The sequence below is a fragment of the Acinetobacter endophylla genome (assembly GCF_053543775.1).
Map to the genome: position 1 here is coordinate 1 of NZ_JBLVOM010000318.1, position 26,887 is coordinate 26,887.

At 43.4% G+C, this 26,887-nt stretch carries 24 protein-coding genes and 1 tRNA gene; 18 read left to right on the forward strand and 7 right to left on the reverse strand.

Going from position 1 to position 26,887, the window contains the following annotated elements:
* The 11 genes from ACNPNW_RS18750 to ACNPNW_RS18800 all read left to right on the forward strand — a co-directional run.
* On the forward strand, positions 1-324 hold a 324-nt coding region (locus tag ACNPNW_RS18750), incomplete at its 5' end, for an EF-Tu C-terminal domain-related protein (protein ID WP_448767349.1).
* A 52-nt stretch (positions 325-376) separates the two neighbouring features.
* Positions 377-452, forward strand: a tRNA-Trp gene (locus ACNPNW_RS18755).
* Positions 453-526: 74 nt separating this feature from the next.
* Entirely contained in the window at positions 527-967 is a 441-nt protein-coding gene (gene secE / locus ACNPNW_RS18760) for a preprotein translocase subunit SecE (protein ID WP_004278617.1), read from the forward strand.
* Between the two features lie 7 nt (positions 968-974).
* Entirely contained in the window at positions 975-1,508 is a 534-nt protein-coding gene (gene nusG, locus ACNPNW_RS18765) for a transcription termination/antitermination protein NusG (RefSeq protein WP_004278615.1), read from the forward strand.
* A gap of 119 nt (positions 1,509-1,627) precedes the next feature.
* The gene (rplK, locus tag ACNPNW_RS18770) at positions 1,628-2,056 is read left to right on the forward strand and encodes a 50S ribosomal protein L11 (RefSeq protein ID WP_004278614.1); all 429 of its coding nucleotides are present in this window, start codon (positions 1,628-1,630) and stop codon (positions 2,054-2,056) included.
* A 3-nt stretch (positions 2,057-2,059) separates the two neighbouring features.
* Positions 2,060-2,755, forward strand: a complete 696-nt coding sequence (gene rplA, locus ACNPNW_RS18775; RefSeq protein ID WP_004278613.1) for a 50S ribosomal protein L1 — start codon at positions 2,060-2,062, stop codon at positions 2,753-2,755.
* Between the two features lie 324 nt (positions 2,756-3,079).
* Positions 3,080-3,586 (forward strand): 50S ribosomal protein L10, encoded by a 507-nt coding sequence (gene rplJ / locus ACNPNW_RS18780; RefSeq protein ID WP_004278612.1) that lies wholly within the window; start codon positions 3,080-3,082, stop codon positions 3,584-3,586.
* A gap of 48 nt (positions 3,587-3,634) precedes the next feature.
* Positions 3,635-4,000 carry a 50S ribosomal protein L7/L12 gene (gene rplL / locus ACNPNW_RS18785; RefSeq protein ID WP_180038628.1) on the forward strand — a complete coding sequence of 122 codons (366 nt, stop codon included), beginning with the start codon at positions 3,635-3,637 and terminating at the stop codon, positions 3,998-4,000.
* 307 nt (positions 4,001-4,307) lie between these two features.
* Complete coding sequence (gene rpoB, locus ACNPNW_RS18790) at positions 4,308-8,396, forward strand: DNA-directed RNA polymerase subunit beta (protein ID WP_005102827.1); 4,089 nt, start codon at positions 4,308-4,310, stop codon at positions 8,394-8,396.
* Between the two features lie 163 nt (positions 8,397-8,559).
* Complete coding sequence (gene rpoC / locus ACNPNW_RS18795) at positions 8,560-12,750, forward strand: DNA-directed RNA polymerase subunit beta' (protein WP_004278609.1); 4,191 nt, start codon at positions 8,560-8,562, stop codon at positions 12,748-12,750.
* Positions 12,751-12,953: 203 nt separating this feature from the next.
* Positions 12,954-13,319 (forward strand): glycine zipper domain-containing protein, encoded by a 366-nt coding sequence (locus ACNPNW_RS18800; protein ID WP_005108070.1) that lies wholly within the window; start codon positions 12,954-12,956, stop codon positions 13,317-13,319.
* Positions 13,320-13,376: 57 nt separating this feature from the next.
* Here ACNPNW_RS18800 and ACNPNW_RS18805 read toward each other — a convergent pair whose 3' ends face one another.
* Entirely contained in the window at positions 13,377-13,871 is a 495-nt protein-coding gene (locus ACNPNW_RS18805) for a DUF4442 domain-containing protein (protein WP_201771462.1), read from the reverse strand.
* 117 nt (positions 13,872-13,988) lie between these two features.
* Here ACNPNW_RS18805 and ACNPNW_RS18810 point away from each other — a divergent pair, with 117 nt between their 5' ends.
* The 6 genes from ACNPNW_RS18810 (at position 13,989) to ACNPNW_RS18835 (ending at position 20,319) form a co-directional block, all read left to right on the forward strand.
* Entirely contained in the window at positions 13,989-14,870 is an 882-nt protein-coding gene (locus ACNPNW_RS18810; RefSeq protein WP_005250467.1) for an alpha/beta fold hydrolase, read from the forward strand.
* Between the two features lie 100 nt (positions 14,871-14,970).
* Complete coding sequence (locus ACNPNW_RS18815) at positions 14,971-16,335, forward strand: Na+/H+ antiporter family protein (protein ID WP_004278603.1); 1,365 nt, start codon at positions 14,971-14,973, stop codon at positions 16,333-16,335.
* A 331-nt stretch (positions 16,336-16,666) separates the two neighbouring features.
* Positions 16,667-17,257 carry an OmpW/AlkL family protein gene (locus ACNPNW_RS18820; protein WP_005108067.1) on the forward strand — a complete coding sequence of 197 codons (591 nt, stop codon included), beginning with the start codon at positions 16,667-16,669 and terminating at the stop codon, positions 17,255-17,257.
* Between the two features lie 176 nt (positions 17,258-17,433).
* A complete protein-coding gene (locus ACNPNW_RS18825; RefSeq protein ID WP_004278601.1) occupies positions 17,434-17,778 on the forward strand; it encodes a lysozyme inhibitor LprI family protein in 345 nt (114 codons plus the stop codon).
* Between the two features lie 163 nt (positions 17,779-17,941).
* Positions 17,942-19,861 carry a molecular chaperone HtpG gene (htpG, locus tag ACNPNW_RS18830; protein ID WP_005102849.1) on the forward strand — a complete coding sequence of 640 codons (1,920 nt, stop codon included), beginning with the start codon at positions 17,942-17,944 and terminating at the stop codon, positions 19,859-19,861.
* A 194-nt stretch (positions 19,862-20,055) separates the two neighbouring features.
* Positions 20,056-20,319 carry a hypothetical protein gene (locus ACNPNW_RS18835; protein ID WP_005102851.1) on the forward strand — a complete coding sequence of 88 codons (264 nt, stop codon included), beginning with the start codon at positions 20,056-20,058 and terminating at the stop codon, positions 20,317-20,319.
* Between the two features lie 81 nt (positions 20,320-20,400).
* On the opposite strand, the gene ACNPNW_RS18840 is transcribed toward ACNPNW_RS18835, so the two are convergent.
* The 4 genes from ACNPNW_RS18840 to ACNPNW_RS18855 all read right to left on the reverse strand — a co-directional run bounded on the left by ACNPNW_RS18840 (position 20,401) and on the right by ACNPNW_RS18855 (position 23,615).
* On the reverse strand, positions 20,401-21,510 hold the full coding sequence (locus tag ACNPNW_RS18840; protein ID WP_005102854.1) for a hypothetical protein: 1,110 nt from the start codon (positions 21,508-21,510) through the stop codon (positions 20,401-20,403).
* Positions 21,511-21,602: 92 nt separating this feature from the next.
* Positions 21,603-23,003 (reverse strand): hypothetical protein, encoded by a 1,401-nt coding sequence (locus tag ACNPNW_RS18845; protein WP_005102856.1) that lies wholly within the window; start codon positions 23,001-23,003, stop codon positions 21,603-21,605.
* Positions 23,004-23,013: 10 nt separating this feature from the next.
* Positions 23,014-23,193 (reverse strand): hypothetical protein, encoded by a 180-nt coding sequence (locus tag ACNPNW_RS18850; protein ID WP_005102858.1) that lies wholly within the window; start codon positions 23,191-23,193, stop codon positions 23,014-23,016.
* A 254-nt stretch (positions 23,194-23,447) separates the two neighbouring features.
* Positions 23,448-23,615, reverse strand: coding sequence for a hypothetical protein (locus tag ACNPNW_RS18855; RefSeq protein ID WP_005102860.1), 168 nt, complete (start codon positions 23,613-23,615; stop codon positions 23,448-23,450).
* Positions 23,616-24,025: 410 nt separating this feature from the next.
* Here ACNPNW_RS18855 and ACNPNW_RS18860 point away from each other — a divergent pair, with 410 nt between their 5' ends.
* Positions 24,026-24,226 carry a dodecin family protein gene (locus tag ACNPNW_RS18860; RefSeq protein WP_004278594.1) on the forward strand — a complete coding sequence of 67 codons (201 nt, stop codon included), beginning with the start codon at positions 24,026-24,028 and terminating at the stop codon, positions 24,224-24,226.
* Positions 24,227-24,291: 65 nt separating this feature from the next.
* Here ACNPNW_RS18860 and ACNPNW_RS18865 read toward each other — a convergent pair whose 3' ends face one another.
* A complete protein-coding gene (locus tag ACNPNW_RS18865; protein WP_005102861.1) occupies positions 24,292-24,984 on the reverse strand; it encodes a DsbA family oxidoreductase in 693 nt (230 codons plus the stop codon).
* Positions 24,985-25,216: 232 nt separating this feature from the next.
* Positions 25,217-26,734, reverse strand: coding sequence for a succinyl-CoA:acetate CoA-transferase ScpC (scpC, locus tag ACNPNW_RS18870; protein ID WP_004647324.1), 1,518 nt, complete (start codon positions 26,732-26,734; stop codon positions 25,217-25,219).
* Positions 26,735-26,887 lie beyond the last annotated feature (153 nt).

The following is a 26,887-nucleotide window of genomic DNA, read 5'->3' on the forward strand; positions in this document are numbered from 1 at the left end:
CAACGTGGTCAAGTATTGACTAAACCAGGTGCGATCAAGCCACACACTAAATTCGATGCAGAAGTATACGTACTTTCTAAAGAAGAGGGTGGTCGTCACACTCCATTCCTTAACGGTTACCGTCCACAGTTCTACTTCCGTACTACGGACGTAACTGGTGCGATCGCGCTTAAAGAAGGCGTGGAAATGGTTATGCCTGGTGACAACGTTGAGATGTCAGTAGAGCTAATCCACCCAATCGCAATGGACCCAGGTCTACGTTTTGCGATCCGTGAAGGCGGTCGTACAGTGGGTGCTGGTGTAGTTGCTAAAGTAACTGCATAATCATAGAATAAGACAAGCAGGTTGGAGCTTAGGCTCCAACTTGTTGTTTTGCAGGTCAGTAGTTCAATTGGTAGAGCGTCGGTCTCCAAAACCGAATGTTGGGGGTTCGAGTCCCTCCTGACCTGCCAAGTTTCTAAAAAGACGCTTGATGTCGGCAAAATTGGTCATATAATAAGTCGCGAAACCTACGACGAGTACAAAAATGTCGAATGAAAAATCACGCGACGCATTAGGCGAAGCGGCAATTCCTCAAAGAAATAATCCTGCAGTAGATGTAAGTTCTGGTTCTCCATTAGACATGGTTCTATGGGTTATCGCCTTGATTTTATTGGTTGGTGCAATGATGGTAAACCAATATTTACCAGCGTACTGGGCACCTGCGAATGATATTTGGGTGCGCGTTGGGGTGATTTTGGCTTGTATCGTTGCAGCATTCGGTTTATTATACGCCACCCATCAAGGCAAAGGCTTTATTCGTCTGCTGAAAGATGCACGAATTGAGTTGCGTCGAGTGACCTGGCCTACCAAGCAAGAGACGATGTCCACATCTTGGCAAGTTCTTGTTGTAGTCGTAATTGCATCCATCTTATTGTGGTGTTTTGACTATATTTTAGGCTGGTTAATGAAGTTTATTATCGGGTAAGAGAGCTATGAAACGTTGGTACATTATTCATGCCTATTCAGGTTATGAAAAACAAGTGATGCGTTCGCTTAATGATCGAATCCAGCGTAGCGCTGTTGCCGATAGCTTTGGTGAAGTCCTTGTTCCTACCGAAGAAGTGGTAGAAATGAAGGATGGCAAGAAGCGTAAATCAGAGCGTAAGTTCTTTCCTGGCTATGTCCTAGTCGAAATGGAAATGAACGATGATACTTGGCACATTGTTAAAGAATGTCCAAAAGTTTTAGGTTTTATTGGTGGTACGGCTGAAAAACCGGCACCGATTACGCAAAAAGAAGCAGATGCGATTCTTGCGCGTGTACGCAATACTGGCGAAGCACCTCGTCCTAAGACGATGTTTGAACCAGGCGAAGAATTACTCGTGGTTGACGGGCCATTCACCGACTTTAAAGGTGTGGTGGAAGAAGTTCAGTACGAAAAGTCGCGTTTAACGCTGACCATTAATGTATTTAACCGACCAACTCAAGTTGAATTGGAATTTCGTCAAGTCGAAAAATCAGTCTAATTTGTATGGGTTGAAAACGCCTGACTTATTTATAAGTCAGGCATTGTTGTTGTAACGGTATCGTTACTTGAAATCATTGGGGAGCCTTCACCGGCGTTTGCACCCAGAGGTAATTTGAAATGGCTAAGAAGATTGACGGCTATATCAAGCTGCAAGTTCCAGCTGGTAAAGCGAATCCATCTCCACCGATTGGTCCTGCACTAGGTCAACGTGGTGTGAACATCATGGCATTCTGTAAAGAATTCAATGCTGCTACACAAAAAGTTGAAGCTGGTCTGCCAATTCCAGTCGTGATCACTGTGTACAACGACAAGTCGTTCACATTCATCATGAAAACTCCACCTGCTGCTGTTCTTCTTAAGAAAGCTGCTGGTATCCAGAAGGGTTCAGCTGTACCTAACAAAACTAAAGTTGGTAAGTTGACTCGTGCTCAAATCGAAGAAATCGCGACTACTAAAGAACCAGATTTGACTGGTGCTGATTTAGACGCACGTGTACGTACCATTGCTGGTTCTGCGCGTTCTATGGGCTTGGAAGTGGAGCTTTAAGACATGGCTAAATTAACTAAACGTCAAAAAGCGATTGTAGCTGCTGTAGAAGCACACAAAGTTTACACGCTAGAAGAAGCTGTTGCAGTTTTAGAGAGCCTTCCAGCTCCTAAATTCAAAGAATCTCTAGATATCGCGGTAAACCTAGGTGTTGATCCTCGTAAATCTGACCAGGTTGTTCGTGGCGCGACTACACTTCCTGCAGGTACTGGTAAAACTGTACGTGTAGCTGTATTCGCTCAAGGCGCTGCTGCTGAAGCTGCTAAAGCTGAAGGTGCAGACGTTGTTGGTTTCGACGATCTTGCTGAAAGCATCCAAGCGGGTAACCTTGACTTTGACGTAGTAATTGCTGCTCCAGATGCAATGCGCGTTGTAGGTAAACTTGGTACGATCCTTGGTCCACGTGGCTTAATGCCAAACCCTAAAGTGGGTACTGTAACTCCTGACGTTGCTACTGCAGTTAAAAATGCAAAAGCTGGTCAAGCACGTTACCGCGTAGATAAAGCTGGTATTATCCATGCTGCGATCGGTCAAGTAGGTTTTGAAGCTGCTGCTGTTCGTCAAAACGTTGAAGCACTTGTTGCTGACTTGAAGCGTTTGAAACCTGCTACGTCTAAAGGCGTATACATTCAAAAGATCACTTTGAGCTCAACTATGGGCCCTGGTTTGATCGTTGATGTAGCAAACGTTTCTAAATAAGTCTCGACTTATTACAGAATTTTAAAGCCCTGAAGATGTCTCCTTCTCCCTCTGGGAGAAGGTCGGGAAGAGGGTTAAACCTCTCCCTAGCCATCTCCTAAAAGGAGAGGGGATAATTTAGGCAAACTTTGAATTGATAAATGAAAATTTATCAGCGTCAAAGACCGCGGGCGAGGGGAGTTTTGTGCTTCTCTCTTAATAGCCCAGCCTGCGTAGACGCGGTGGTGTGATTTGTTCATCCTCCGCGTGTGAGTCCAGTGATGGTCTTGCGAATTGGGAGTGTACTTCGCGTAAGTACATAAATCACCGTTAGGAGGTTTTACAATGGCTCTTCTTATCGAAGGCAAAAAACAGATCGTAGCTGAAGTTGCTGAAGTTGCTTCTACTGCATTTGCTGCTGTTGTTGCTGACTATCAAGGTTTGACTGTAGAGCAGTTAACTACTCTACGTGTTGAAGCGCGTAAACTTGGTGTTACTACACGTATCGTTCGTAACACTTTGGCTAAACGTGCTCTTCAAGATACTCAATTCAATATCTTGAACGACAACCTTGTTGGCCCAACAATCTTAGCTTTCTCGAATTCTGAAGACGACATGGGTGCTGCTGCACGTTTGTTCGAAGAATTCGCTAAAACTAATAAAGCATTTGAACTTAAAGCTGCTGCATTTGATGGCAAACTTTATCAAGGTGCAGAAGTTAGCGTAATCGCGAATCTTCCGAACCAAGAGAAAGCGCTTACTATGCTTGCAAACGTTCTTCAAGCTCCTATTTCGAAATTGGGCCGCTTACTTACAGCGCTTCAAGAGAAAAACGAGTCAGAAGCTGCTTAAGCTCAAACTTAAACACACATCATTCAATACCCATTTGGAGTTAATCTCATGGCTTTAACAAACGAAGAAATCCTAAACGCAGTTGCTGAAAAAACTGTTCTTGAACTTGTTGAACTTATCTCTGCTTTCGAAGAGAAATTCAATGTATCTGCTGCTGCTGTAGCTGTTGCTGCTGGCCCTGCTACTGCTGCTGCTGAAGAACAAACTGAATTCAATGTTGAATTGACTTCTTTCGGCGCGAACAAAGTTGCTGTAATTAAAGCAGTTCGTGAAGCGACTGGCCTTGGCTTGAAAGAAGCTAAAGACATGGTTGAAGGCGCTCCTGCAGTTCTTAAAGAAGGCGTTTCTAAAGAAGAAGGCGAAGAGCTTAAGAAGAAACTTGAAGAAGCTGGTGCTACAGTTACTCTTAAGTAATTTCTTAAGGGAGCCGGTTTTTTTATAATCGGCTCCAAAAATTGGCTGATGGCTCTTGGGTCATCAGCCTTTTTGCGTTACAATAATCGGCTCGATTTTTGTTTGCATGATATAAAAATCATACAAATTGAAAATAAACATAATGAACAAACGTTTACCAATATTTTTCATTAAAAAATATTGATAAGCGTTTTAATACCACTAAAAATTGCAGCATTTGTAAAGAGTGGTGGCCATATCGGCCAGCGTAATTCCTTCTGAGCCCGTTCTGCAGGCGGGCTTGGTTTACACTTTCCGAGGACTCCAGATGGCATACTCATATACCGAAAAGAAACGGATCCGTAAGAATTTTGGTAAATTGCCTAGCGTCATGGATGCTCCGTACTTGCTCGCGATTCAAGTCGACTCGTACAGAACATTCTTACAAGATGGCAAATCACCAAAAAACCGCGAAGATATCGGTCTCCAAGCCGCATTTCGTTCAGTTTTTCCTATTGAAAGTTATTCTGGCAATGCTGCTTTAGAATTTGTTGAGTATAGTCTTGGTAAGCCTGAGTTTGATGTACGCGAATGTATCCTTCGTGGCTCAACTTATGCAGCACCAATGCGTGTAAAAATTCGTTTGATCTTGAAAGATCGTGAAACGAAGTCAATTAAAGACGTACGTGAACAAGAAGTCTATATGGGCGAAATGCCATTAATGACGGATAACGGTACCTTTGTAATTAACGGTACCGAGCGTGTGATCGTGTCACAATTACACCGTTCACCAGGCGTATTCTTTGACCACGATAAAGGCAAGACTCACTCAAGTGGTAAAGTCCTTTATTCAGCGCGTATCATTCCTTACCGTGGTTCATGGTTAGACTTTGAATTCGATGCCAAAGACCTCGTCTATGTACGTATTGACCGTCGTCGTAAATTGCTTGCGACTGTGGTGCTTCGTGCCTTGGGTTATAGCAACGAAAACATTCTCGACATGTTCTACGAGAAAGTACCTGTGTATCTTGACATGGGTAGCTACCAGATCGACCTGGTGCCTGAACGTCTGCGTGGCGAAATGGCACAGTTTGACATCCTGGACAAGGATGGCAAGGCAATTGTTGAGCAAGGTAAACGTATCAATGCGCGTCATGTACGTCAAATGGAAGCTTCAGGTCTTGAAAAACTTGCAGTGCCAGATGAGTACCTATATGAGCGTATCACTGCTGAAGACATCCCATTAAAAGATGGTGATGTGATTGCAGCCAATACTGTATTAAGCCATGAAATCATGGTGAAAATTGCAGAAGGCGGCGTGAAACAGTTCAATATTCTGTTCACTAATGATATCGACCGCGGTTCATTCGTTGCAGATTCTCTACGTGCAGATACAACGAGCAATCGTGAAGAAGCATTGGTAGAAATCTACAAAGTGATGCGTCCGGGCGAACCACCAACAAAAGAAGCTGCTGAAAACTTATTCAACAACTTGTTCTTCTCTTCTGAACGTTATGACTTGTCTCCAGTGGGTCGTATGAAGTTCAACCGTCGTTTGGGTCGTCCTTACGAAGTGGGTACAGACCAGAAATCACGTGAAGTTGAAGGCATTCTCTCGAACGAAGATATCACTGATGTATTAAAAACATTAGTTGAAATCCGTAACGGTAAAGGTGAAGTCGACGATATCGATCACTTGGGTAACCGTCGTGTTCGTTCTGTTGGTGAAATGACAGAAAACCAATTCCGTGTAGGTCTGGTTCGTGTAGAACGTGCTGTTAAAGAGCGTTTATCACAAGCTGAAACTGACAACCTGTCTCCACAAGATTTGATCAATGCGAAGCCTGTTGCTGCTGCAATCAAAGAATTCTTTGGTTCAAGCCAGTTGTCTCAGTTTATGGACCAAAACAACCCGTTATCTGAGATTACGCACAAACGTCGTGTTTCTGCGCTTGGTCCCGGCGGTTTGACGCGTGAACGTGCAGGCTTTGAAGTACGTGACGTACATCAAACTCACTACGGTCGTGTATGTCCAATTGAAACACCGGAAGGTCCAAACATTGGTTTGATCAACTCGCTTTCTGTTTATGCGAAATGTAATAACTTCGGTTTCCTGGAAACCCCATACCGTAAGGTTGTTGATGGTCGTGTAACAGATGAAGTTGAATACCTGTCTGCGATTGAAGAAGTAGGCACTGTCATTGCACAGGCCGATTCTGCAATGGATAAAGACGGTAACTTAACAGAAGAGTTTGTATCTGTTCGTCATCAAGGTGACTTCGTACGTATTCCTCCTGAAAAAGTAACGCATATGGATGTATCTGCTCAGCAGGTCGTATCTGTAGCAGCGTCACTGATTCCATTCCTAGAACACGATGATGCCAACCGTGCATTAATGGGTTCGAACATGCAACGTCAGGCAGTTCCGACGTTGATCGCTGACAAGCCGCTTGTTGGTACCGGTATGGAAGCGAACGTAGCACATGACTCAGGTGTATGTGTGATCGCTCAGCGTGGTGGTCGTATCGAGTTTGTTGATGCGTCTCGTGTGGTTATTCGTGTGAATGAAGACGAAATGATCGCAGGTGAAGCAGGTGTAGATATCTACAACCTGATCAAATACACCCGTTCGAACCAGAACACTTGTATCAACCAGAAAGTTCTTGTGAACCTGGGCGATAAAGTAGGTCGTGGTGATGTACTGGCTGATGGTCCATCAACAGATGGCGGTGAGCTGGCATTGGGTCAAAACATGCGCGTTGCGTTTATGACCTGGAATGGTTACAACTACGAAGACTCGATCTTACTTTCTGAACGTGTACTTCAAGAAGACCGTTTAACGTCTATTCATATCCAGGAATTGTCATGTGTTGCACGTGATACCAAACTGGGTGCGGAAGAAATCACTGCTGATATTCCGAACGTAGGTGAAGCTGCTCTGTCTAAACTGGACGAGTCAGGTATCGTTTACATCGGTGCTGAAGTAACTGCTGGCGATATCCTTGTTGGTAAAGTAACCCCTAAAGGTGAAACACAGCTTACTCCGGAAGAAAAATTGCTACGTGCAATCTTCGGTGAAAAAGCGGCTGACGTAAAAGACTCATCTTTACGTGTTCCATCAGGTACTAAAGGTACTGTGATTGACGTTCAAGTGTTTACACGTGACGGTCTTGAAAAAGACGAACGTGCTCAAGCAATTGAAAAAGCGCAATTGGATGCATACCGTAAAGACTTGAAAGAAGAATTCAAAATCTTCGAAGAAGCTGCACGTGAACGTGTAATCCGCCTACTGAATGGCCAAGAGTCGAATGGTGGCGGTACAACTAAACGTGGCGACAAACTGTCTGAAGACGTGTTGTCTGGTTTAGAGCTTGTTGATCTTCTTGAAATTCAACCAGTTGACGAAGCAATTGCTGAACGTTTAACTCAAATTCAAGTGTTCTTGAAAGAGAAGAGCTTCGAAATTGATGAGAAATTTGCTGAGAAAAAACGCAAACTTTCTACAGGCGATGAACTGACGACTGGCGTATTGAAAGTAGTTAAAGTTTATCTTGCTGTGAAACGTCGCATCCAGCCTGGTGATAAGATGGCGGGTCGTCACGGTAACAAAGGTGTTGTATCAAACATCTTGCCAGTAGAAGACATGCCACATGATGCCAACGGTGTACCTGTTGATATCGTATTGAACCCGCTGGGCGTACCATCGCGTATGAACGTGGGTCAGATTCTTGAAACTCACTTGGGTATGGCGGCGAAAGGTCTTGGCGATCAAATCGACAAGATGATGAAAGAGCAACGTACTGTACTTGAGCTTCGTGATTTCCTAGACAAGATTTACAACAAAGTTGGTGGCGAGCAAGAAGATCTTGATAGCTTGACTGATGAAGAAATCTTGAAACTTTCTGGCAACTTGCGTGCTGGTGTACCTTTGGCTACTCCTGTATTCGATGGTGCTGAAGAAGGTCAGATCAAAGAGTTGTTACAACTTGCAGGCCTGTCTAGTACTGGTCAGACCGTATTATATGATGGTCGTACTGGTGAGCGTTTCGACCGTCCGGTAACTGTTGGTTACATGTACATGCTGAAACTGAACCACTTGGTGGATGACAAGATGCATGCGCGTTCAACTGGTTCTTACTCTCTAGTTACGCAACAGCCGCTTGGTGGTAAAGCACAATTCGGTGGTCAGCGTTTCGGTGAGATGGAAGTCTGGGCACTAGAAGCTTACGGTGCAGCATATACGCTACAAGAAATGCTGACTGTGAAATCGGATGACGTTGAAGGCCGTACCCGTATCTACAAGAACATTGTAGATGGCAACCATTATATGGACCCGGGCATGCCTGAATCGTTCAACGTATTGACCAAAGAGATCCGTTCTTTAGGTATCAACATTGAACTGAAAAATGGTGACTAAGAATCTCCATTAAATCTCCCCAAACCCCTCTTTGATAAAGAGGGGCTTCCCCCCTTAACAAAGGGGGATTGAGGGGGATTCTTGGGATTCCCAATTCAGTTAAAAAACAATATTTGTGACCCAGTTGTTGAGTGAAAATCTCCACAACACACGGAGAAAAAAATTGAAAGACTTGCTCGATATCATGCGCAAAAAGACGGATTCAGACGGTCATGCTCCAGTAGAGTTTGACCGCATCCGTATTGGTCTTGCGTCACCAGAAATGATTAAGTCATGGTCTCACGGTGAAGTTAAAAAGCCAGAAACCATTAACTATCGTACGTTCAAGCCTGAACGTGATGGTTTGTTCTGTGCCAAAATCTTTGGTCCAGTGAAAGATTACGAATGCTTGTGTGGTAAATACAAGCGTATGAAATACAAAGGCGTCATTTGTGAAAAATGTGGCGTTGAAGTAACAACTGCGAAAGTTCGTCGTGAACGTATGGGTCACATCGAGCTAGCATCTCCAGTTGCACACATCTGGTTCTTGAAATCATTGCCTAGCCGTATCGGTCTATTATTAGACATGACGCTACGTGATATTGAACGTGTATTGTATTTCGAATCTTATGTAGTGACCGATCCGGGTATGACTCCATTTGAGAAATACCAGCTTCTAAACGATGAAGAATACTTCAATGCATTAGAAGAACACGGTGATGAATTCACAGCGAAAATGGGTGCTGAAGCGGTTCAAGACTTGTTGAAAGACATCGATCTTGAAGCTGAAATTGCGCGTCTTCGTGAAGAAATTCCTGTTACAACTTCAGAAACCAAGCTGAAAAAAGCGTCTAAGCGTTTGAAGTTGATGGAAGCATTCAACGATTCGAACAACAAGCCAGAATGGATGGTGTTAACTGTACTTCCAGTTCTTCCACCAGATCTACGTCCGCTTGTACCACTTGAAGGTGGTCGTTTCGCGACTTCTGACCTGAACGATCTTTATCGTCGTGTGATCAACCGTAACAACCGTTTGAAGCGTCTTCTTGACCTTGCAGCGCCAGACATCATCGTACGTAACGAAAAACGTATGTTACAAGAGTCTGTAGATGCATTGCTGGATAACGGTCGTCGTGGTCGTGCAATTACCGGTTCGAACAAGCGTCCGCTTAAATCTTTGGCAGACATGATCAAAGGTAAGCAAGGTCGTTTCCGTCAAAACTTACTTGGTAAGCGTGTTGACTACTCTGGTCGTTCGGTAATTACTGTTGGTCCAAACCTGCGTTTGCATCAATGTGGTCTTCCGAAGAAAATGGCACTTGAACTGTTCAAGCCATTCATTTTCGCGAAACTACAAGCTTCTGGTCAAGCAACTACCATTAAAGCTGCGAAGAAAATGGTTGAGCGTGAAACCCCAGAAGTTTGGGACGTTCTTGCTCACGTGATTCGTCAACATCCAGTAATGTTGAACCGTGCGCCAACACTTCACCGTCTGGGTCTTCAAGCATTTGAACCGATCCTGATCGAAGGTAAAGCGATCCGTCTACACCCACTCGTATGTGCTGCGTTTAACGCCGACTTCGATGGTGACCAAATGGCGGTACACGTACCATTAACACTTGAAGCTCAGCTTGAAGCTCGTGCGTTAATGATGTCGACGAATAACATCTTGTCTCCAGCGAATGGTGAGCCAATCATCGTACCGTCTCAGGACGTTGTCTTGGGCTTGTATTACATCACGCGTGATGCAATCAATGCCAAAGGTGAAGGCATGGTGTTCGCGGATACTCACGAAGTAAACCGTGCACTGGCAACAGGTCAGGTTGATCTACACGCTCGCGTTAAAGCACGTGTACACCAGACTGTCATCGACGAAGACGGTAACCGTGAACAGCAAACCATTATTGTAGATACGACGCCTGGTCGCTGCCTGCTTTGGGAAGTTGTACCTGAAGGGATGGATTTCCAGCAAATTAACGTTGAGATGACCAAGAAAAACATCTCGAAGTTAATTAACTCTTGCTACCGTAAATTGGGTCTGAAAGATACTGTTATCTTCGCTGACCAATTGATGTACTTGGGCTTCCGTCAGGCGACGCGTTCAGGTGTATCTGTCGGTATGGAAGACATGGTTATTCCACCGCAAAAACAAGCAATTATTGGTAAAGCGGAAGCTGAAGTTCGTGAAATCGAACAACAGTTCGAACAAGGTTTCGTAACTGCCGGCGAACGTTATAACAAAGTGGTCGATATTTGGGCACGTACCAATGACCAGGTTGCTAAAGCGATGATGGACAACTTGTCTTTCACTACTGTGAAGAACAAACAGGGTGAAGACGAGAAGCAAAAATCATTCAACTCGATCTACATGATGTCTGACTCGGGTGCCCGTGGTTCGGCAGCTCAGATTCGTCAGTTGGCGGGTATGCGTGGTTTGATGGCGAAGCCGGATGGCTCGATCATTGAAACCCCAATTAAAGCGAACTTCCGTGAAGGTTTGACCGTACTTCAGTACTTCATCTCGACACACGGTGCGCGTAAAGGTTTGGCCGATACAGCACTGAAAACTGCGAACTCGGGTTACTTGACTCGTCGTTTGGTAGACGTTGCGCAGGACTTGGTTATTACCGAGCCAGATTGTGGTACTTATGACGGTCTGGTAATGACTCCGTTCATTCAAGGTGGCGATGTCATCGAAAACCTGGGTGCACGAGTATTGGGTCGTGTGGTTGCTGAAGATGTGAAACGTGTAGGTACAGACGAAGTTCTGCTTCCACGTAATACGTTAATTGACGAGAAACTGGCAACGTTTATCGAAAGCCAAGGTGTCGACGAAATTAAAGTACGTTCAGTCGTGAACTGTGCGTCTACCTTCGGTGTATGTGCGAAATGTTACGGTCGTGACCTAGCACGCGGTCACCAGGTGAACCCGGGTGAGTCTGTTGGTGTAATGGCAGCTCAATCGATTGGTGAGCCAGGTACACAGTTAACAATGCGTACCTTCCACGTCGGTGGTGCTGCGAGCCGAACTTCTGCTGCAAACAGTGTACAAGTTCGTAACCAAGGTACAGTACGTTTCCACAACGTGAAAACAGTACAACATGCCAAAGGTCATTTGGTGTCGACTTCACGTTCAGGTGAAATCGGTATTGCGGATGATTTAGGTCGTGAGCGCGAGCGCTATAAACTGCCTTACGGTGCGTCTATCTTGCTGAAAGATGGCGAAGCTGTAGAAGCAGGCGGTATTGTGGCGACTTGGGATCCGCATACACATCCATTGGTAACAGAAGTTGCTGGTAAAGTACGTTTCAGCCAGATTGCTGATGGCGTGACGGTTACTTCTAAAACTGATGATGCAACAGGTATGTCAACCATCGAAATCTTGCCAGTGACTTCACGTCCTGCGTCAGGTAAAGATTTGCGTCCTGCTGTTGTGTTAGACACAGTAGATGGTGGTGAACAGTTCTACTTCCTGCCACAGAATACGATTCTTTCTGTTCGCGATGGCGAAACGATTGGTGTCGGTGATGTCATCGGTCGTGTACCACAAGAAACTTCACGTACCCGTGATATTACCGGTGGTCTGCCGCGTGTAGCTGACTTGTTCGAAGCACGTAAGCCGAAAGAGCATGCAATCCTTGCAGAAGTGTCGGGTGTTGTAAGCTTTGGTAAAGAGACCAAAGGTAAGAACCGTCTGGTGATTACGCCGGATGATGGCTCTGAGATTTATGAAGAGCTGATTCCGAAATGGCGTACCATTAACGTGTTCGAAGGCGAACATGTGAACCGTGGTGAAACTATTTCTGATGGTCCACAGAACCCGCACGATATCTTACGTTTGAAAGGCGAAGTTGCGCTTACAAACTACATCGTGAACGAAGTTCAGGACGTATACCGTCTGCAAGGTGTAAAAATCAACGACAAGCATATTGAAGTCATCGTACGTCAAATGCTGCGTAAAGTTGATATCACTGATGGTGGCGATACCAGCTTCATCAAAGGCGAACAAGTGGATTACATCCGCGTTGTTCAAGAAAACCAAGCAGTTCTTGCACAAAACAAGTTCCCTGCGAAGTTTGAACGTCAATTGATGGGTATTACCAAAGCATCGCTTTCTACTGACTCGTTCATCTCTGCTGCATCGTTCCAGGAAACCACGCGTGTGTTAACTGAAGCGGCTGTAACAGGTAAAGAAGATGATTTACGCGGTTTGAAAGAGAATGTGGTTGTAGGTCGTCTGATCCCAGCGGGTACAGGTTTGGCTTACCACCTGGAGCGTCGTCGTCAAGAAGCAGAAGCTGCAGAATTTGAACTGCACAATGACTTCTCTGATGTAGACCAAGCTCTAAGCCAAGCATTTAACGAAGAATTCTAATTCGAGTTAAAGTTGAGAAAAGAGACGCCTTCGGGCGTCTTTTTTTTTGTCTGAAATTTATAAATAGGACATCTTGAACAGAAGAATAATCCATTGATATTTACAAAACTCAGCAGGAATACCGAGAGAAGTAACACGCTACAGATTTTAGTTTCATAAAATGAAGATAAGCTTAATTAAAGCAAGACAGGAAGGCCAAGGTCATGAAAAAATTAATGGGTGTTATGGCAGTTGCCACTCTTTCCACCTTTATGTTGGCGGGTTGTGAAAGTATGTCTGCCAATGAGCAACGGATCGGTGCTGCGGCCCTTGGTGGTGCAGTCGGTGGTGGTGTTGGTAATAAAGTCGGCGGTGGCGTTGGTGCAGCTGTAGGTGGTGGTGCCGGTGCTGCAGTGGGTAGTAAATCCCAAGGCGGTTCAAACCGTAATGCGACCTATAGTGGTGTAGGTGGTGCTGTTGGTTCCGCAGTGGGTAAAAGCATCTTCGGTGGTAATGCGGGTGCTGCAATCGGTGGCGCAATCGGTGGTGGTGCCGGTGCTGCGATTGAACAGGATAACCGTCGTCGTTAAGTCGAAAGTCACTTCAGATTCATCTAGATTTAAAAGCGCCAATGTGGCGCTTTTATCTTATTTAGGAGAGTTAATTTTCCCTTTGCTCTGTTTACGCCGGATATATACTGTTTTTTCTACTTCGGCAATTCTGACCCCGGCTTCATCATAAATATTCAGCTGATAATGTCGATACACTGGCGCATTATCGGCTGCCAGATTGATAATCGTGGCAATTTCTTCAGCAGAAATCCGAATGTCCGCCACCACTGTGCCGCGACCCGGTGCCAAAAACTGAATGCTGGCGCCTTTATCCCAGACCAGGTATTTCGGTCCCAAATGATGCATCAGCAATAACATATAAAAGGGATCGACCATTGAATACAGGCTGCCACCAAAATGCACACCGACAATATTCTGGTTCTTACGGGTCAGCGGCATTTTGACCCGAACGTGATAATTATTAAAATCAATCTTATCAATTTCAATGCCTGCACCACGATAAGGGGCATAGCGGTTCAGAATAAATTTTGAAACCAGAGGCAGTTTTTGAATTTTCTGGAATAGGCTCATACTGACATTCTTTTTGCGGCTGTGATTATGCATACTAGAGCAACAAAAATGCGCTGGCATTGATCAATCATGCCGATTTATAAACTAAGTGGTCAATAACAAAAACAGGATCAAAAGATGGAAATGCACATGCAATGGGTCGATACCACGGATCAGCAGCGTCTTTGTGTCAAAACTTATGGACAATCCGAACAACCGGCATTGGTGCTGGTTCACGGCTATCCCGATCATCAGGCAGTTTGGGAGCCAGCCATTGCTCATTTGAGTCAGGATTACTTTGTTGTGACTTATGATGTCCGTGGTGCAGGTGAGTCCAGTATTCCCAAAAAAATCTCCGATTACCGCTTGGCCCGTTTAAGTCAGGATCTGGAAGAGGTGGTGAACGAAATATTGCCGAATCGTGCTTTTCATCTGGCCGCGCATGACTGGGGTTCAATTCAGTCCTGGGAATCCGTCACCGGTCCACGCTTTAAAGGACGAATTCTGTCTTATAGCACCTTGTCTGGGCCATGTCTGGATCATGCCGCTTTCTGGATGCGTGAACAGTTCCAGCAAAACAAAGCAAAATTCTTAAAGCAAATGAGTAAGTCTTGGTATATCGCGATGTTTCAGTTGCCTTTAGTGGCGCCATTGGCCTGGAATTTTTTTAATCCGCAGCGTTGGGCCAAGATCGTGCAGCAAATAGAAAGACGGGATGATCTGCCACTCAACCCGCATATTGTCAAAGATGGAAAATATGGTGTGAACCTGTATCGGGCCAATTTTTTGCCACGTTTGACTCAACCACGGCAGCGTTTCGCCATCTGTCCGGTACAGGCGATTGTGCTGAAATATGACCAGTTTGTCGGGCCAGATCTGGTTGATGAAATGTCAAAATGGGTGGATGATTTCTCGAAAGTAGAACTGGCTGCCAATCACTGGGCGATCCTGAGTCAACCGGAGCAAGTGGCTCAATTGATTGATGAGTTTATTCAGCGTAAATCTGCTGACATTCATTGACAGGCCACTCCGCGAAACATGACCCGACCAGAAAAAAGTGGCGGAATTTTTATCCGTATTTTCTGATAAAATAGCCGCTTTCTCTCTATTCCGATTCATTATGTTCGCAATTCTTGCTGCTATTGGAGTCATGTTCGGACTCTCGTTGGCACGTGTACCTGTGGTTTTTGCCCTGGTCATTGGTGCTGTTACAGGTGGTTTATTGGCAGGTCTAGGCCTGCAGGGAACCTTGGACGCGTTTAACAATGGCTTGGGTGGTGGTGCTAAAATTGCCTTGGCTTATGGTATTTTAGGTGCATTTGCTTTGGCTCTGGCACGTTCGGGTTTACCGGATTTGCTAGCCTATAAAATGATCAGTACCTTAAAAGGTGAGGCCGATTTTAAAGCGCAAAACCGGGTGAAATATCTGATCTTTTTCACAGTCGCCATTGCTGCCGTGTTCTCGCAGAACGTTATTCCCGTGCATATTGCCTTTATTCCGGTACTGATTCCGCCACTATTGGCTGTATTTAACCACTTAAAGCTCGACCGTCGTTTGATTGCCTGTTTGCTGACCTTTGGTCTGGTAGGCACCTATATGCTGATTCCGGTCGGTTTTGGTGCCATCTTCCTGAATGACATTCTGGGTCATAACATCAATACCTTTGGTAAACCATACGGATTTGAAATTAGCTATGACCAGATTCCATCTGCGATGGCAATTCCAGTATTCGGGATGTTTGTAGGCTTATTGGTGGCGATCTTTATTAGCTATCGCAAACCACGTCAATATCAAGATATTCATGTCCAGGAACAGCAAAGTATTTCTGCTGAATTGGGTGTGGCTGAGCAGGTTAAACCGCAGATTGCCAAATTTACCATCTGGATGGCAGGTCTTGCAGTTATTGCCACATTGGCGGTACAGCTTTATTCAGATTCGATGATTCTGGCCGGTCTGGTCGGTGTCGCGATCCTGAGTTGTGCCGGCATTTTCAAATGGAAAGAAGCCGATGATGTGATCATTACTGGTATGCGCATGATGGCGCTGGTTGGCTTTATCATGATTGCAGCACAAGGCTTTGCCGCGGTGATTGAAGCGACTAATCAGGTACCAACCTTGGTTGAAGCATCAGTGAACTGGATTGGTGATAGTCAGGCACTGGCCGCATTTCTGATGCTGTTGATTGGTTTGCTAATTACCCTAGGCATTGGTTCGTCTTTCTCAACCATTCCCATTCTAGCGATTATTTATGTACCGCTGTGTATCCAGTTCGGTTTTAGCCCTGCGGCGACCATTGCGATTATCGGAACTGCAGCAGCTTTGGGTGATGCCGGTTCTCCAGCTTCGGATTCAACTTTAGGCCCAACTTCTGGTCTGAATATGGATGGTCAGCATGATCATATGAAGGATAGTGTGATTCCAACCTTCATTCACTTTAATATTCCGTTAATGATTTTTGGCTGGATTGCAGCCATGGTTCTGTAAGTCAATTTCAATCTGCTCTGATATCTATTGGAGCAGATTCATCTGGATTTAAAATAAATAATAAGATGTATTTAAAATATATGTTTAAATAAAAATTAATATAAACCTGATTATTTTACTCTGAATAAAGCCATATTTATCTGATTAATATACTTGGTATTTAAAACCAACCAATTCAGTAAATTTAAAATAAATAACTTTTTAAATCAATATTTTAAATAATAATTTAAAATTAGTTTTATAATCCTTATTGCATATTATTTTCCCTCGTGTTTATTATTAATTAAGATTTATTTTCTTAATAATTATTCTTCCTGTGGGGTATTTTAAAATGTTAAAGCAAGCTGCTCTAATTGCATTAATGGGTCTTTCTGCATCTGCGATGGCAGGTCAATGGCAGGTGAAAGTTGGTGCCAGTTCTTTAGCACCATCAAGTGACACTGAAATTGCACCAGGTTTAGTCGTAGAAGCGGATCAAGAATATGGTTTTACGCCATCGGTTGAATACTTTTTTAATGACAATATCTCTGCAGAACTTTTATTAGCTACGCCATTTAATCACGACATTTCTGCTCAGGGTCTAGGGAAAATTGCCAAGATTAAGCATCTTCCACCCACAATTACCGCTAAATATAACTTTAAAAATGCAACACGTTTTACGCCATATATTGGTGTAGGTGGCACAGCTTTTATTGCTTGGGATGAAGAAGGTCTGGCTAAAGATGTGAAAGAGGAATTTGGTTTGGCAGGTCAGGTTGGCTTTAATTATCAGCCAGCCGATGCCAAAAACTGGGGAGTATTTGCTGACGTGCGCTATGCAGATTTGAGTCCTGAAGTGACTTTAGATGATGCTGATAATACTAAATTCGACTTGAATATTGATCCTTGGGTTTACACGATCGGTTATAGCTACAAGTTCTAAATTCTAGTCTTGCTTAATAAAAAAGCCTCATCTTGAATGAGGCTTTTTTTTTCAAAATAACAACGATTTATAACTTATTGAAATTGAGCAGATCGGCAATGTTCAACTATATTAAAATGAATAAAGTAAATATTAATTGAATACGACTTAATAATTGAATAATAAGGAAGATCAGCATGAAGTTTTTAAGCCAAGGTATTGTGATCTTCTTCAGCCTGCTGGTAGGGTCTACCTATGCGGCAAGTTTTGATTGTCAGAAAGCTGAAACCGTGACAGAGAAAGCGATTTGTGAACATCGCCTGCTCAATGATGCCGATGTCAAGATGAGTACCAGCTATCATATTTTACGTCGTATGGTGCCTATGGGAACCCGCTCGGTGATCCAGCGCGATCAGGTGAAATGGCTACAGTTTCGTGACCGCTGTCAGGAATCTGTGTCCTGTCTGAGTCAAGTCTATAATATGCGCCAGCAGCAAATAGACCTGCAATTTCAACGTATTTATAAGCTTGGGCCTTATTAAGGCTTAAACTTAAGCCTTTACAAATGCAAGCCAGATCAGATCAAGCGATCCTTTATAAAATATCTTGAGAAAAAATATACAACTGGCTATTGAAAATTTAGTAACTCACTCCATTCATATAGGCAACAGTATTGACCTGTATTTAAAATAAAAGGAGTGATTAATGAGCGAGTCTAGCGCACAAAAACATAGTTTCCAGGCTGAAGTGGCTCAGTTACTACATCTCGTGACCCATTCGCTTTATTCAAACCCTGAAATTTTCCTGCGCGAATTGATCTCGAATGCCTCAGATGCATGTGACAAATTACGTTTTGAAGGGATTAACCATCCTGAATTTTATGAAAATGATCCTGATCTGCGCGTTCGTGTCAGTCTGGATGCAGACAATAAAACCATTACCATTTCAGACAACGGGATTGGCTTAAGCGAGCAGGAAGCTATTGATAATTTAGGGACTATTGCCAAATCAGGCACCAAAGACTTTATGTCCAAACTGACCGGCGATCAAAAAGCCGATGCTCAATTGATTGGCCAGTTTGGTGTCGGTTTCTATTCCGGCTTTATTGTGGCTGACAAGATTACGGTAGAATCGCGTCGTGCCGGCACAGATGTCTCTGAAGGCGTACGCTGGATTAGTGGAGGAACCGGTGAGTTCGAAGTTGAACAGATCACGAAACAAGGACGTGGTACTGATATTATTCTGCATCTGCGTGACGATGCGCTGGATTATCTGCAAAGCTATAAAGTGAAGCAGATTATCAATAAATATTCAGACCACATCAGCCTGCCAATCCAGATGCAAAAAGAAGTCTGGCAGGAAGAAGAAGCGGCTGAAGGCGAAACCTCTAAAGGCGGCCAGTATGTCAAAACTGATGAGTGGGAAGTCATTAACTCGGCCAGCGCATTATGGACTCGTAACAAGTCTGAAATCACTGAAGAGCAGTATGTCGAGTTCTACAAGAACTTGAGCCATGATTTCGCAGCGCCATTGGCTTGGGCGCATAACCGGGTTGAAGGCAGCACTGAATATACCCAGTTATTATATATTCCAAGTAAAGCGCCACATGATATTTTCACCCGTGAATCCAAAGCGGGTATCAAACTGTATGTGAAACGTGTGTTCATTATGGATGATGCGGATAACCTGATTCCAAACTACCTGCGCTTTGTGCAAGGTGTGGTGGACAGTGCCGATCTGCCATTGAACGTGAGCCGTGAATTACTGCAAGAAAGCCGTGATGTAAAAACCATCCGTGAAGGCAATACCCGCCGTATCCTGACCATTTTGGATAATCTGGCTAAATCTGAAGATGAAAAAGATCAGGCAAATTTCAAGACCTTCTATCAGGAATTTGCTTCAGTATTGAAAGAAGGTCTGGGCGAAGATTTCAGTAACCGTGAACGTATCTTAAAACTGCTGCGTTATGCGACGTCGACCAATGATGAAGTCAGCACATCATTGGCAGACTATAAAGCACGTATGAAAGATGGGCAGAAAGCCATTTATTATGTGACTGCAGATAGTCTGAATGCTGCGAAAAATTCACCACAACTGGAACTGTTCAAGAAAAAAGGCATTGAAGTTCTGTTGATGACCGAACGCGTGGATGAATGGGCGATGAACTTCGTGAATGAGTTCGATGGTACGCCTTTGCAAAACGTGTCTAAGGGTGCGGTTGACTTAGGTGACCTTCAGGATGCAGAAGAGAAGAAAGCCCTTGAAGAAGCCGCAGCCCAGTTTAAACCGGTGGTGGATAAGTTGACGGATTCATTAAAAGACAAGACCAAAGAAGTGCGGGTGACGACGCGTCTGGTCGATTCTCCGGCTTGTCTGGTGACTGGCGAAGGTGAATTGTCTCCACAGCTGATTCGTATGCTGAAAGATGCGGGTCAACCTGTGCCAGATATCAAGCCGATTCTGGAAATTAACCCGGGACATCCGTTGGTGAAAAAACTGGATGGCTCAGCGCAGTTTGATGATCTGGCCAATGTGATCTTCGACCAAGCGGTGATTGCAGAAGGTGGATTACCAGAAAATCCTGCTGAATATGTCAAGCGCATTAATAGTTTGCTGCTTGCTTAAGTGCTGATATATTGAATGAGAAAATCCCTCTTCGGAGGGATTTTTTATGCCTGCTTCATTTTTCATTTCTAGAAATGATCTGGAAAAACGATAGTGAAGATAAAAAAATCCCTGCGGATTTTAAATCTGAATTTTAAATTAATACTGGTTTTTTGATTTATAATTACGATCATTAAGTAAGGAGAGAGAATGTTATGAAATCTAAGCTGATGATCAGTATGGGCGCTGTAATCCTGATGTCGATGAGCCAAGTTAGTCTAGCGGCACCTGCTGCAGAAAAAATGGTACGCACAGATCGAATCAGTTTTTATAAAGTTGCGAAAGTAGAGGCAGCAAAACTACAACGTGTGCAACATAGCGATCGTATTCGCTTCAATATGCCAGTGATGGAGCAACCTTCATTACAGCAAAAACGAGTGCTACGCAGTGATCGTATTATCTTGAATAAAACCAGCTAATACTTACCGCGCTGATTGCCTCAGTAATATTGAAAAAAGCCCATGAATGATGGGCTTTTATATTTTCTACCATCATTCAGTTTAAAATAACGCTTCTAAACGTACCAAAGCCCCAACATAGTGATCACGATCCTCGCGATGATCATTCAAATAGTTCAGGTCAGTCTGGACAAAAAACCATTCACGTAAAAAAGGTTGTCTCCAGGACACATAAGGGCCCCAGCGATTAAGACGCAGATCCTTGTCATTCAGATAACCACCGGTATAAATGCCGTAACTAAAACGGTTGTCTTGAAAAAACTGATGTTGCCTAAAGGTGTAGTTGTCCCAAGTGAGATCATCGTCTTGATCATCGGCATAAGTCAGACTGAGCTGATTAGAGAAAAAGGCCTGATTGGGACGGGCATGAATCAGTTCCAGGTTGGTCCGTAAATAGTTTTCGCTTTGAATACCATAGCGATAAATCTGTTCGGCATGAAAAGAGTAGTCATTTTCTAGTGTCCAATCTTTACTGGCTTTGACGCGTAGGTAAATATCATCTCCAGAACGTAAGCCCAGATCCAGATCGGTTTCAAAAGGAATACGATCTGACCATTCAGACCAACGTAAGGCAAAAGAGCTGTTATCTTCACGGGCACGTTTAGTATCCAGACGCTTATTTCCGGAAGTGGCAGGATTTTCATTGGTAATCGCGACATTGCTGTCTAATTCATTGTCCAGACTGTCATCACCAAACACCACACTCAGCTTTTGTTCCAAGGTCGGAAGCTTGATCTTGCCGCGGATTCGGGGCTTAATCTCATAGCCTTCATATTCATCCCAGCGATTATCTAGAATGATCCGTAATGTAGCTGCAGCTGGCTGATCCGGATCGCTTTCACCAAACCAGTTATCAATTTTATGCGCAGTACGATCGGCCCATTCGCGGATGCCTTTCTGCTTTTGATCCGCCCATGAATAATTTTCTGTCTCTAGCGTGGATGGAACAATGGCGACATTTGATTGCTCCGGCAGAACCGTGGGTGTTGCATCGATCAAACGTGGAATCTGATCCAGCAAGCCTGATCGGCTTGGCTCTATATTCGTTGGACTGGCAGGAGCAGTTGTGACTGAATTGGCCCAAGACATGCTACCACTCATTCCTAAGCCCAGAGAGAGCAGTAAAATTTGAGTAACCCTGTTTATTTGCATGAGATATTTGTTGCTCTTGTATTCTTATATTCAGCTGTAGTTTTCTAAAAAACGGCCTTAAAAAGCAAGTTAAAGCTACAAAATAACAGCAATTATTCAATCATTTGAGCCTGAATTTCCCGATAAAGCTCTAATACCCGAATGGGTTGTGGCATTGTTAAAATAATATTGTGAATATTCTGCCAATTTAGCTGTTTGTCGCGTTGCAGCAAGATGTATGGATAGGCCAGCTCATCCTCTGCGAGAGAGATGCGTTTTTCACCATGAATCACTCGGATTTTTTGATGTTCCTGTAGCAAAAGCACTGGGGTAGAAAAATCCGCAGCAGCTTCTTTAAACGAGATAAATTTCTGCTTTTGAATGGACTGTGCGGGTATAAATGGATGGTAATCTGGCTGTGTCCAGACTGTTTCAGCCTGCTGCAAGTAAGCCGTTGAAAAAAACTCGAGTTGCATGAACCTGGTGCTTATAACAGACCACGCCAGTGATTTAATCGCAGCAGCCTGATGTTGATGATGGCTCAGCCAATGTTGAATACAATAGTGAGCCTGCAACTGACTCGGTACCCCTAAGAGCATCAGATATTTAACAAACTGACCTTGCAGATTCAATTGCTCAACCAAATAAACCTGACGTGCCTGCCAGTTATCTTCTGCCGCATAATATAAGACAATATCCAGATAAACAGGGTGTTGTTCGACATCGGATTCTAGTTCTAAAGCACAGAGCCGCTGGATATTAGTTTCTTCTAAACCTAAAGGGTGTACATGAGCGTTTAGTTTGCCCAGTTGGATCTGTACAGGGAATTGAATCAATTCGGAGACTGTGATCTGTTCTTGCTGAATTGTCGTTTCAGCTTTTAGTTGAGGATTTAGTTCCTTGGGTTCAGTTAGTATTTGATTGGTTGACTCATCTAAGCGATTTAATTCTAGTGCATGAATTCTTGCGCGCGGCCGTCCCCGATGATATTTGGTTGTTTCCATAGAATTGCAGCTGGTTTCAGCTTCGTGTAAGGATAAGGCAGGAACGATCAAGGGTGGATCCTGTTTCAGGCAAGAAAACCGCTGCTGTTGTTGTAACAGCCAGATATAACAGTGTTGCAGTTCAGCCCATTGGCTGTGCAGGGCAGGAGCTTGGGGAGCCGGAATCAGCCAGATTTGCCAGCCACGTTCAGGATGATGTAAAACTGCCCAGCCTGAATCCGGATGGGCATACAATGCTTGTTCCAGCGCCAAGATTTCGGTGAAATAGCCACGAAAGCTTAAATGATAAGACGTGTTAGCAGAAAATTGGTAGGTGACAAGTTCAGGCTGAGTGCGAACTTTAAATGCTGAAATCTGGGTTTTGAAAATAGGTTCATCACACAGATTAAAAATATCGCGTATTCTTTTTTTAGAACGGGCAATTTCATATAAAGGCAGGACTTTATGCTCCAGTTGCTGCGCCAGTCCATGTAGTTCTTTAATTAAGTGTGCTTTTTCTAAAGCATTCATTTTTTGATCTCTAGAGATGTTTCAGTACTTTATCCAGGGTTTGTGCCAGTACGAGGTTAACCGCCAGCTCCACTAGTCTGTATTCAGCAGAATTTGAGTCGGTATAGCTTTCTGCCATCTCAATTAAATAATCAATAGAAACGGAATGAGGCGGAATTTTGCCCTGTACCAATGCCTGAAGTTCATGCATAAAAAATTTTCTTATCATTGATCTATTTATATTGCTGCAATTATAAGCAGAGATCACATAAAATAGTGATCTATTTTGAGTATTTTATAAACAAATTTTTTAATTAAAAGTGATAAAAATCAATAGAAAAAATGAGAGTAGGAAATAGTCGATATTTTTTTAGAGTCGTGCATCTTTCACACTGAATGTGTTCAATATGATCAAAAAAAACAGGCTGAATCAATCAGCCTGTTTTAATGAAAAACAGCTTTGCATTAAGCCGTTTTTTCAGTTACCACAGTCGCAGCATCTGTATTTACTGTTTCCGCAGGTGCTTTAGTCGCTGGAAAGTCTGGCAGATGAACCACTTGCGCCATTTGTGCAGACGCTTGAACAGAAAAAGCCATAACGGTTGCTGCGAAAGCAAATTTAAGAGCATTCATAGGATGACCTTTAATATCAGAGTGTTCAATGACTTGAACAGAGGAGAATATTTAAACCTAATTCGGGTGAAATAATAGCAAATAAGACTTAATAGAAAATGATAGATTCGGCAAATTCAGGCAGTAAATTTTAGATAAATTACTCTACAAAACAATAAATTAGTATATTTACTCTAGTTTGATTTTTATGGTTTTACAGGGCTTTATACTTTATTTTAGCGATGAAAATCTGGACTTAATCGAGTGTTAAAATAAAAGGTCATGTGTTTTTGATCTGCCAATTTAAAACTAAATTTCGAGCTTTGTTCAATCCATGTAAGTTTTTGCTATCGCTTGTTTACGGGCTGCTGCAATCTTCTAGGAATGGACTAAGATAGAATTTCATTCATTTTCATTTTGAGAGTTTTATTATGGCAATTGCAAAAGTGGTAGAAGTCAATTCAAGCAGCAATAAAAGCTTTGAAGATGCGATTCAAACGGGCATTCAAAAAGTCACAGAAACGGTCAAAAATGTACAAGGTGCTTGGATCAATGAACAGAAGGTTGTCATTAAAGAAAATAAAATCACGGAATATCGTGTCAATTTAAAAATTAGTTTTCTGGTTGATTAAGTGAATGCAATTCAATAACAAATAAAAAACCCCATTTGAAATGGGGTTTTTTATTGAACGTTGCTTTATTTAGCTTGGTCTGGGGTGTCACACGTTTCTGTTGAGCACTGTGCTGCCTGACTATTGGTTGATGTATCGAGCGCTTTTTCAAATACTTGCAAGAAAACTTCTTTAGGTTGCGCGCCTGCCAATGCCACACGTTGATCAAAAACAAAGAAAGGCACACCAGTCACTTTGAGTTGTTCGTGTGCGACTTCCTGATCGAATTTGACAAAGTCGGCATATTCTTCCGAATCCAACAGGTCATCGACTTCGACCGGATTCAGGCCAATACGCGCTGCGACATCTTCCAGTGTTTCACGTTCTCCAATCGCCAGACCTTGGGTCATATAGCTATAGAAGAACGCTTCCTGTGCTTCATTGCCCAAACCTTTGCTTTGCGCCAGGTGAATCAGGCGATGCGCATTAAAGGTATTGCCTGAATTGGCACCTTCCCAGTTAAATTCAATACCTTCGGCTTTGGCCATTTCAGCAATATTGCGCTGCATCTCTTCGACTTCTGCCACGGTGCGGCCATATTTTTGCGCCAGACGCTCAGAGTTGGAGACTTCCTGACGTACCGGTGCTTCAGGATCGAGCTGAAAACTGTGCCAATGTACTTCTAGCTCAATACCTGCTTCTTGTGCAGCAGCTTCTAAACGTTTTTTACCAATATAGCAGAAGGGGCAAACCACATCTGACCAGATATCTACGCGCATGTCATGTCTCTAATTTTGCTCTTGTGTTCAAGTATGAGGGTGAAGAATCAGAATTTAAAGCCCTTGAGCATCAGAAGTGTATTTCTACAGCAGATCGGCAGGATAAATAAAAGAAGAAAGAGTAGGTGATAGCCAGATGGCTTCCTTAATATAATCAGGTTCTGACTATTCAAAAAAAATATAAAAATGCCATAAAAAAACGCCCCGTAGGGCGTTTTGTGAATGCAGTCAATTATGCAGTTTTTACTGCAGCTTCAACAGCAAGCATGTGACCATTTTCTTCGAAGTTTGAGTGCCAAGAAAGCGCTTCACGAAGAAGATGAGGGGTATGGCCGCCTTTTGCACATGCACGGTCAAAGTAATCATTCAACGCATCGCGGTACATTGGGTGCGCACAGTTATCAATTACTGCACGTGCACGCTCACGCGGAGCCAAACCACGAAGATCCGCAAGACCTTGTTCAGTCACTAGGATATCAACATCATGTTCTGCGTGGTCGATATGTGAAGCAAACGGCACTACAGAAGAGATGTCGCCACCTTTCGCGATTGATTTGGTTACGAAGATCGCCAAGTGGGCATTACGTGCGAAGTCACCTGAACCACCAATACCGTTCATCATTTTGGTACCACATACGTGAGTTGAGTTCACGTTACCGTAAATATCAAACTCAAGTGCAGTGTTGATGCCGATAATACCTAAACGACGTACCAGTTCAGGATGGTTTGAAATTTCCTGTGGACGTAATACCAGTTTGTCTTTGTATTGTTCTAGGTTGTTAAATACTTTCTCGCCGTACTTAGCAGAAAGCGTAATAGAAGAACCTGAAGCAAACTTCATTTTACCGGCATCGATCAATTCAAACGTACAGTCTTGTAGTACTTCTGAGTACATGATCAAGTCTTCGAAGTTTGAATCTTTCAGACCCGTCAATACGGCGTTTGCAATTGAACCGATCCCTGCTTGAAGAGGTCCGAGGTTTTTCGGTAGACGGTCTTCAGCTACTTCTTTTTCAAAGAAAGCGATCAAATGGTTGGCAATGCTTTGAGTCTCATCATCTGGTGCAGTTACAGTAGATGGAGAGTCGTGCAATTCGCTGTTAAATACGATACCAACAATTTTAGATGGATCGATATTGATCGCATGCGTACCAATACGCTCATCAACTTGAGTCAATGGAATCGCTTGACGCGTTGGACGATACGTCGGGATGTAGATATCGTGCAAGCCTTCAAATGCCGGGCTTAAATTCGTATTGATTTCTACAATCACTTTTTCAGCAAAAATCGCAAAGCTTGCAGAGTTACCAACAGATGTTGTTGGAATGATGCCGCCATCTTCAGTAATTGCTACGGCTTCGATGATCGCAACGTCTGGTTTTTTCAACTGCAGGTTACGCATTTGCTCAACAGTTTCAGACAAGTGCTGGTCAATGAACATCACTTCGCCGTTGTTGATCGCTTTACGTAAAGTATTGTCTACCTGGAACGGTAAACGACGTGCCAATACACCAGCTTCAGTCAGTTGTTTGTCTAGATCGTTCCCTAGTGATGCACCAGTAATTAACGTGATCTTTAATGGGTTTGCTTTTGCCTGTTGAACTAAAGCTAAAGGAACCGCCTTCGCTTCACCAGCGCGAGTAAAGCCACTCATGCCCACAGTCATGCCATCTTGGATGAATTCAGCCGCTTGTTCAGGGCTGATGACTTTGTTGTGTAGGGAGGCTAAACGGATACGATCTAAAGACATTTTAACTCTCATTAATTCTTAAACTATGATACGGATTGTACCGCTCAAAAAATGTATTGTGCATAGGTGTTAGGCTAAGGTCTAATTTTTTAGCTAAATGTAGGTATAATAAAAAATGATGATTTTTAAATGATTGAATTCGTGAACTATAAA

What these genes read in the sequence shown, in the direction of transcription:
- secE (WP_004278617.1), top strand. Translation starts at nt 527, where the DNA reads ATGTCGAATGAAAAATCACGCGACGCATTAGGCGAAGCGGCAATTCCT.
- nusG (WP_004278615.1), top strand. Translation starts at nt 975, where the DNA reads ATGAAACGTTGGTACATTATTCATGCCTATTCAGGTTATGAAAAACAA.
- rplK (WP_004278614.1), top strand. Translation starts at nt 1,628, where the DNA reads ATGGCTAAGAAGATTGACGGCTATATCAAGCTGCAAGTTCCAGCTGGT.
- rplA (WP_004278613.1), top strand. Translation starts at nt 2,060, where the DNA reads ATGGCTAAATTAACTAAACGTCAAAAAGCGATTGTAGCTGCTGTAGAA.
- rplJ (WP_004278612.1), top strand. Translation starts at nt 3,080, where the DNA reads ATGGCTCTTCTTATCGAAGGCAAAAAACAGATCGTAGCTGAAGTTGCT.
- rplL (WP_180038628.1), top strand. Translation starts at nt 3,635, where the DNA reads ATGGCTTTAACAAACGAAGAAATCCTAAACGCAGTTGCTGAAAAAACT.
- rpoB (WP_005102827.1), top strand. Translation starts at nt 4,308, where the DNA reads ATGGCATACTCATATACCGAAAAGAAACGGATCCGTAAGAATTTTGGT.
- ACNPNW_RS18800 (WP_005108070.1), top strand. Translation starts at nt 12,954, where the DNA reads ATGAAAAAATTAATGGGTGTTATGGCAGTTGCCACTCTTTCCACCTTT.
- ACNPNW_RS18805 (WP_201771462.1), bottom strand. Translation starts at nt 13,871, where the DNA reads ATGAGCCTATTCCAGAAAATTCAAAAACTGCCTCTGGTTTCAAAATTT.
- ACNPNW_RS18810 (WP_005250467.1), top strand. Translation starts at nt 13,989, where the DNA reads ATGGAAATGCACATGCAATGGGTCGATACCACGGATCAGCAGCGTCTT.
- ACNPNW_RS18815 (WP_004278603.1), top strand. Translation starts at nt 14,971, where the DNA reads ATGTTCGCAATTCTTGCTGCTATTGGAGTCATGTTCGGACTCTCGTTG.
- ACNPNW_RS18820 (WP_005108067.1), top strand. Translation starts at nt 16,667, where the DNA reads ATGTTAAAGCAAGCTGCTCTAATTGCATTAATGGGTCTTTCTGCATCT.
- ACNPNW_RS18825 (WP_004278601.1), top strand. Translation starts at nt 17,434, where the DNA reads ATGAAGTTTTTAAGCCAAGGTATTGTGATCTTCTTCAGCCTGCTGGTA.
- htpG (WP_005102849.1), top strand. Translation starts at nt 17,942, where the DNA reads ATGAGCGAGTCTAGCGCACAAAAACATAGTTTCCAGGCTGAAGTGGCT.
- ACNPNW_RS18835 (WP_005102851.1), top strand. Translation starts at nt 20,056, where the DNA reads ATGAAATCTAAGCTGATGATCAGTATGGGCGCTGTAATCCTGATGTCG.
- ACNPNW_RS18840 (WP_005102854.1), bottom strand. Translation starts at nt 21,510, where the DNA reads ATGCAAATAAACAGGGTTACTCAAATTTTACTGCTCTCTCTGGGCTTA.
- ACNPNW_RS18845 (WP_005102856.1), bottom strand. Translation starts at nt 23,003, where the DNA reads ATGAATGCTTTAGAAAAAGCACACTTAATTAAAGAACTACATGGACTG.
- ACNPNW_RS18850 (WP_005102858.1), bottom strand. Translation starts at nt 23,193, where the DNA reads ATGCATGAACTTCAGGCATTGGTACAGGGCAAAATTCCGCCTCATTCC.
- ACNPNW_RS18855 (WP_005102860.1), bottom strand. Translation starts at nt 23,615, where the DNA reads ATGAATGCTCTTAAATTTGCTTTCGCAGCAACCGTTATGGCTTTTTCT.
- ACNPNW_RS18860 (WP_004278594.1), top strand. Translation starts at nt 24,026, where the DNA reads ATGGCAATTGCAAAAGTGGTAGAAGTCAATTCAAGCAGCAATAAAAGC.
- ACNPNW_RS18865 (WP_005102861.1), bottom strand. Translation starts at nt 24,984, where the DNA reads ATGCGCGTAGATATCTGGTCAGATGTGGTTTGCCCCTTCTGCTATATT.
- scpC (WP_004647324.1), bottom strand. Translation starts at nt 26,734, where the DNA reads ATGTCTTTAGATCGTATCCGTTTAGCCTCCCTACACAACAAAGTCATC.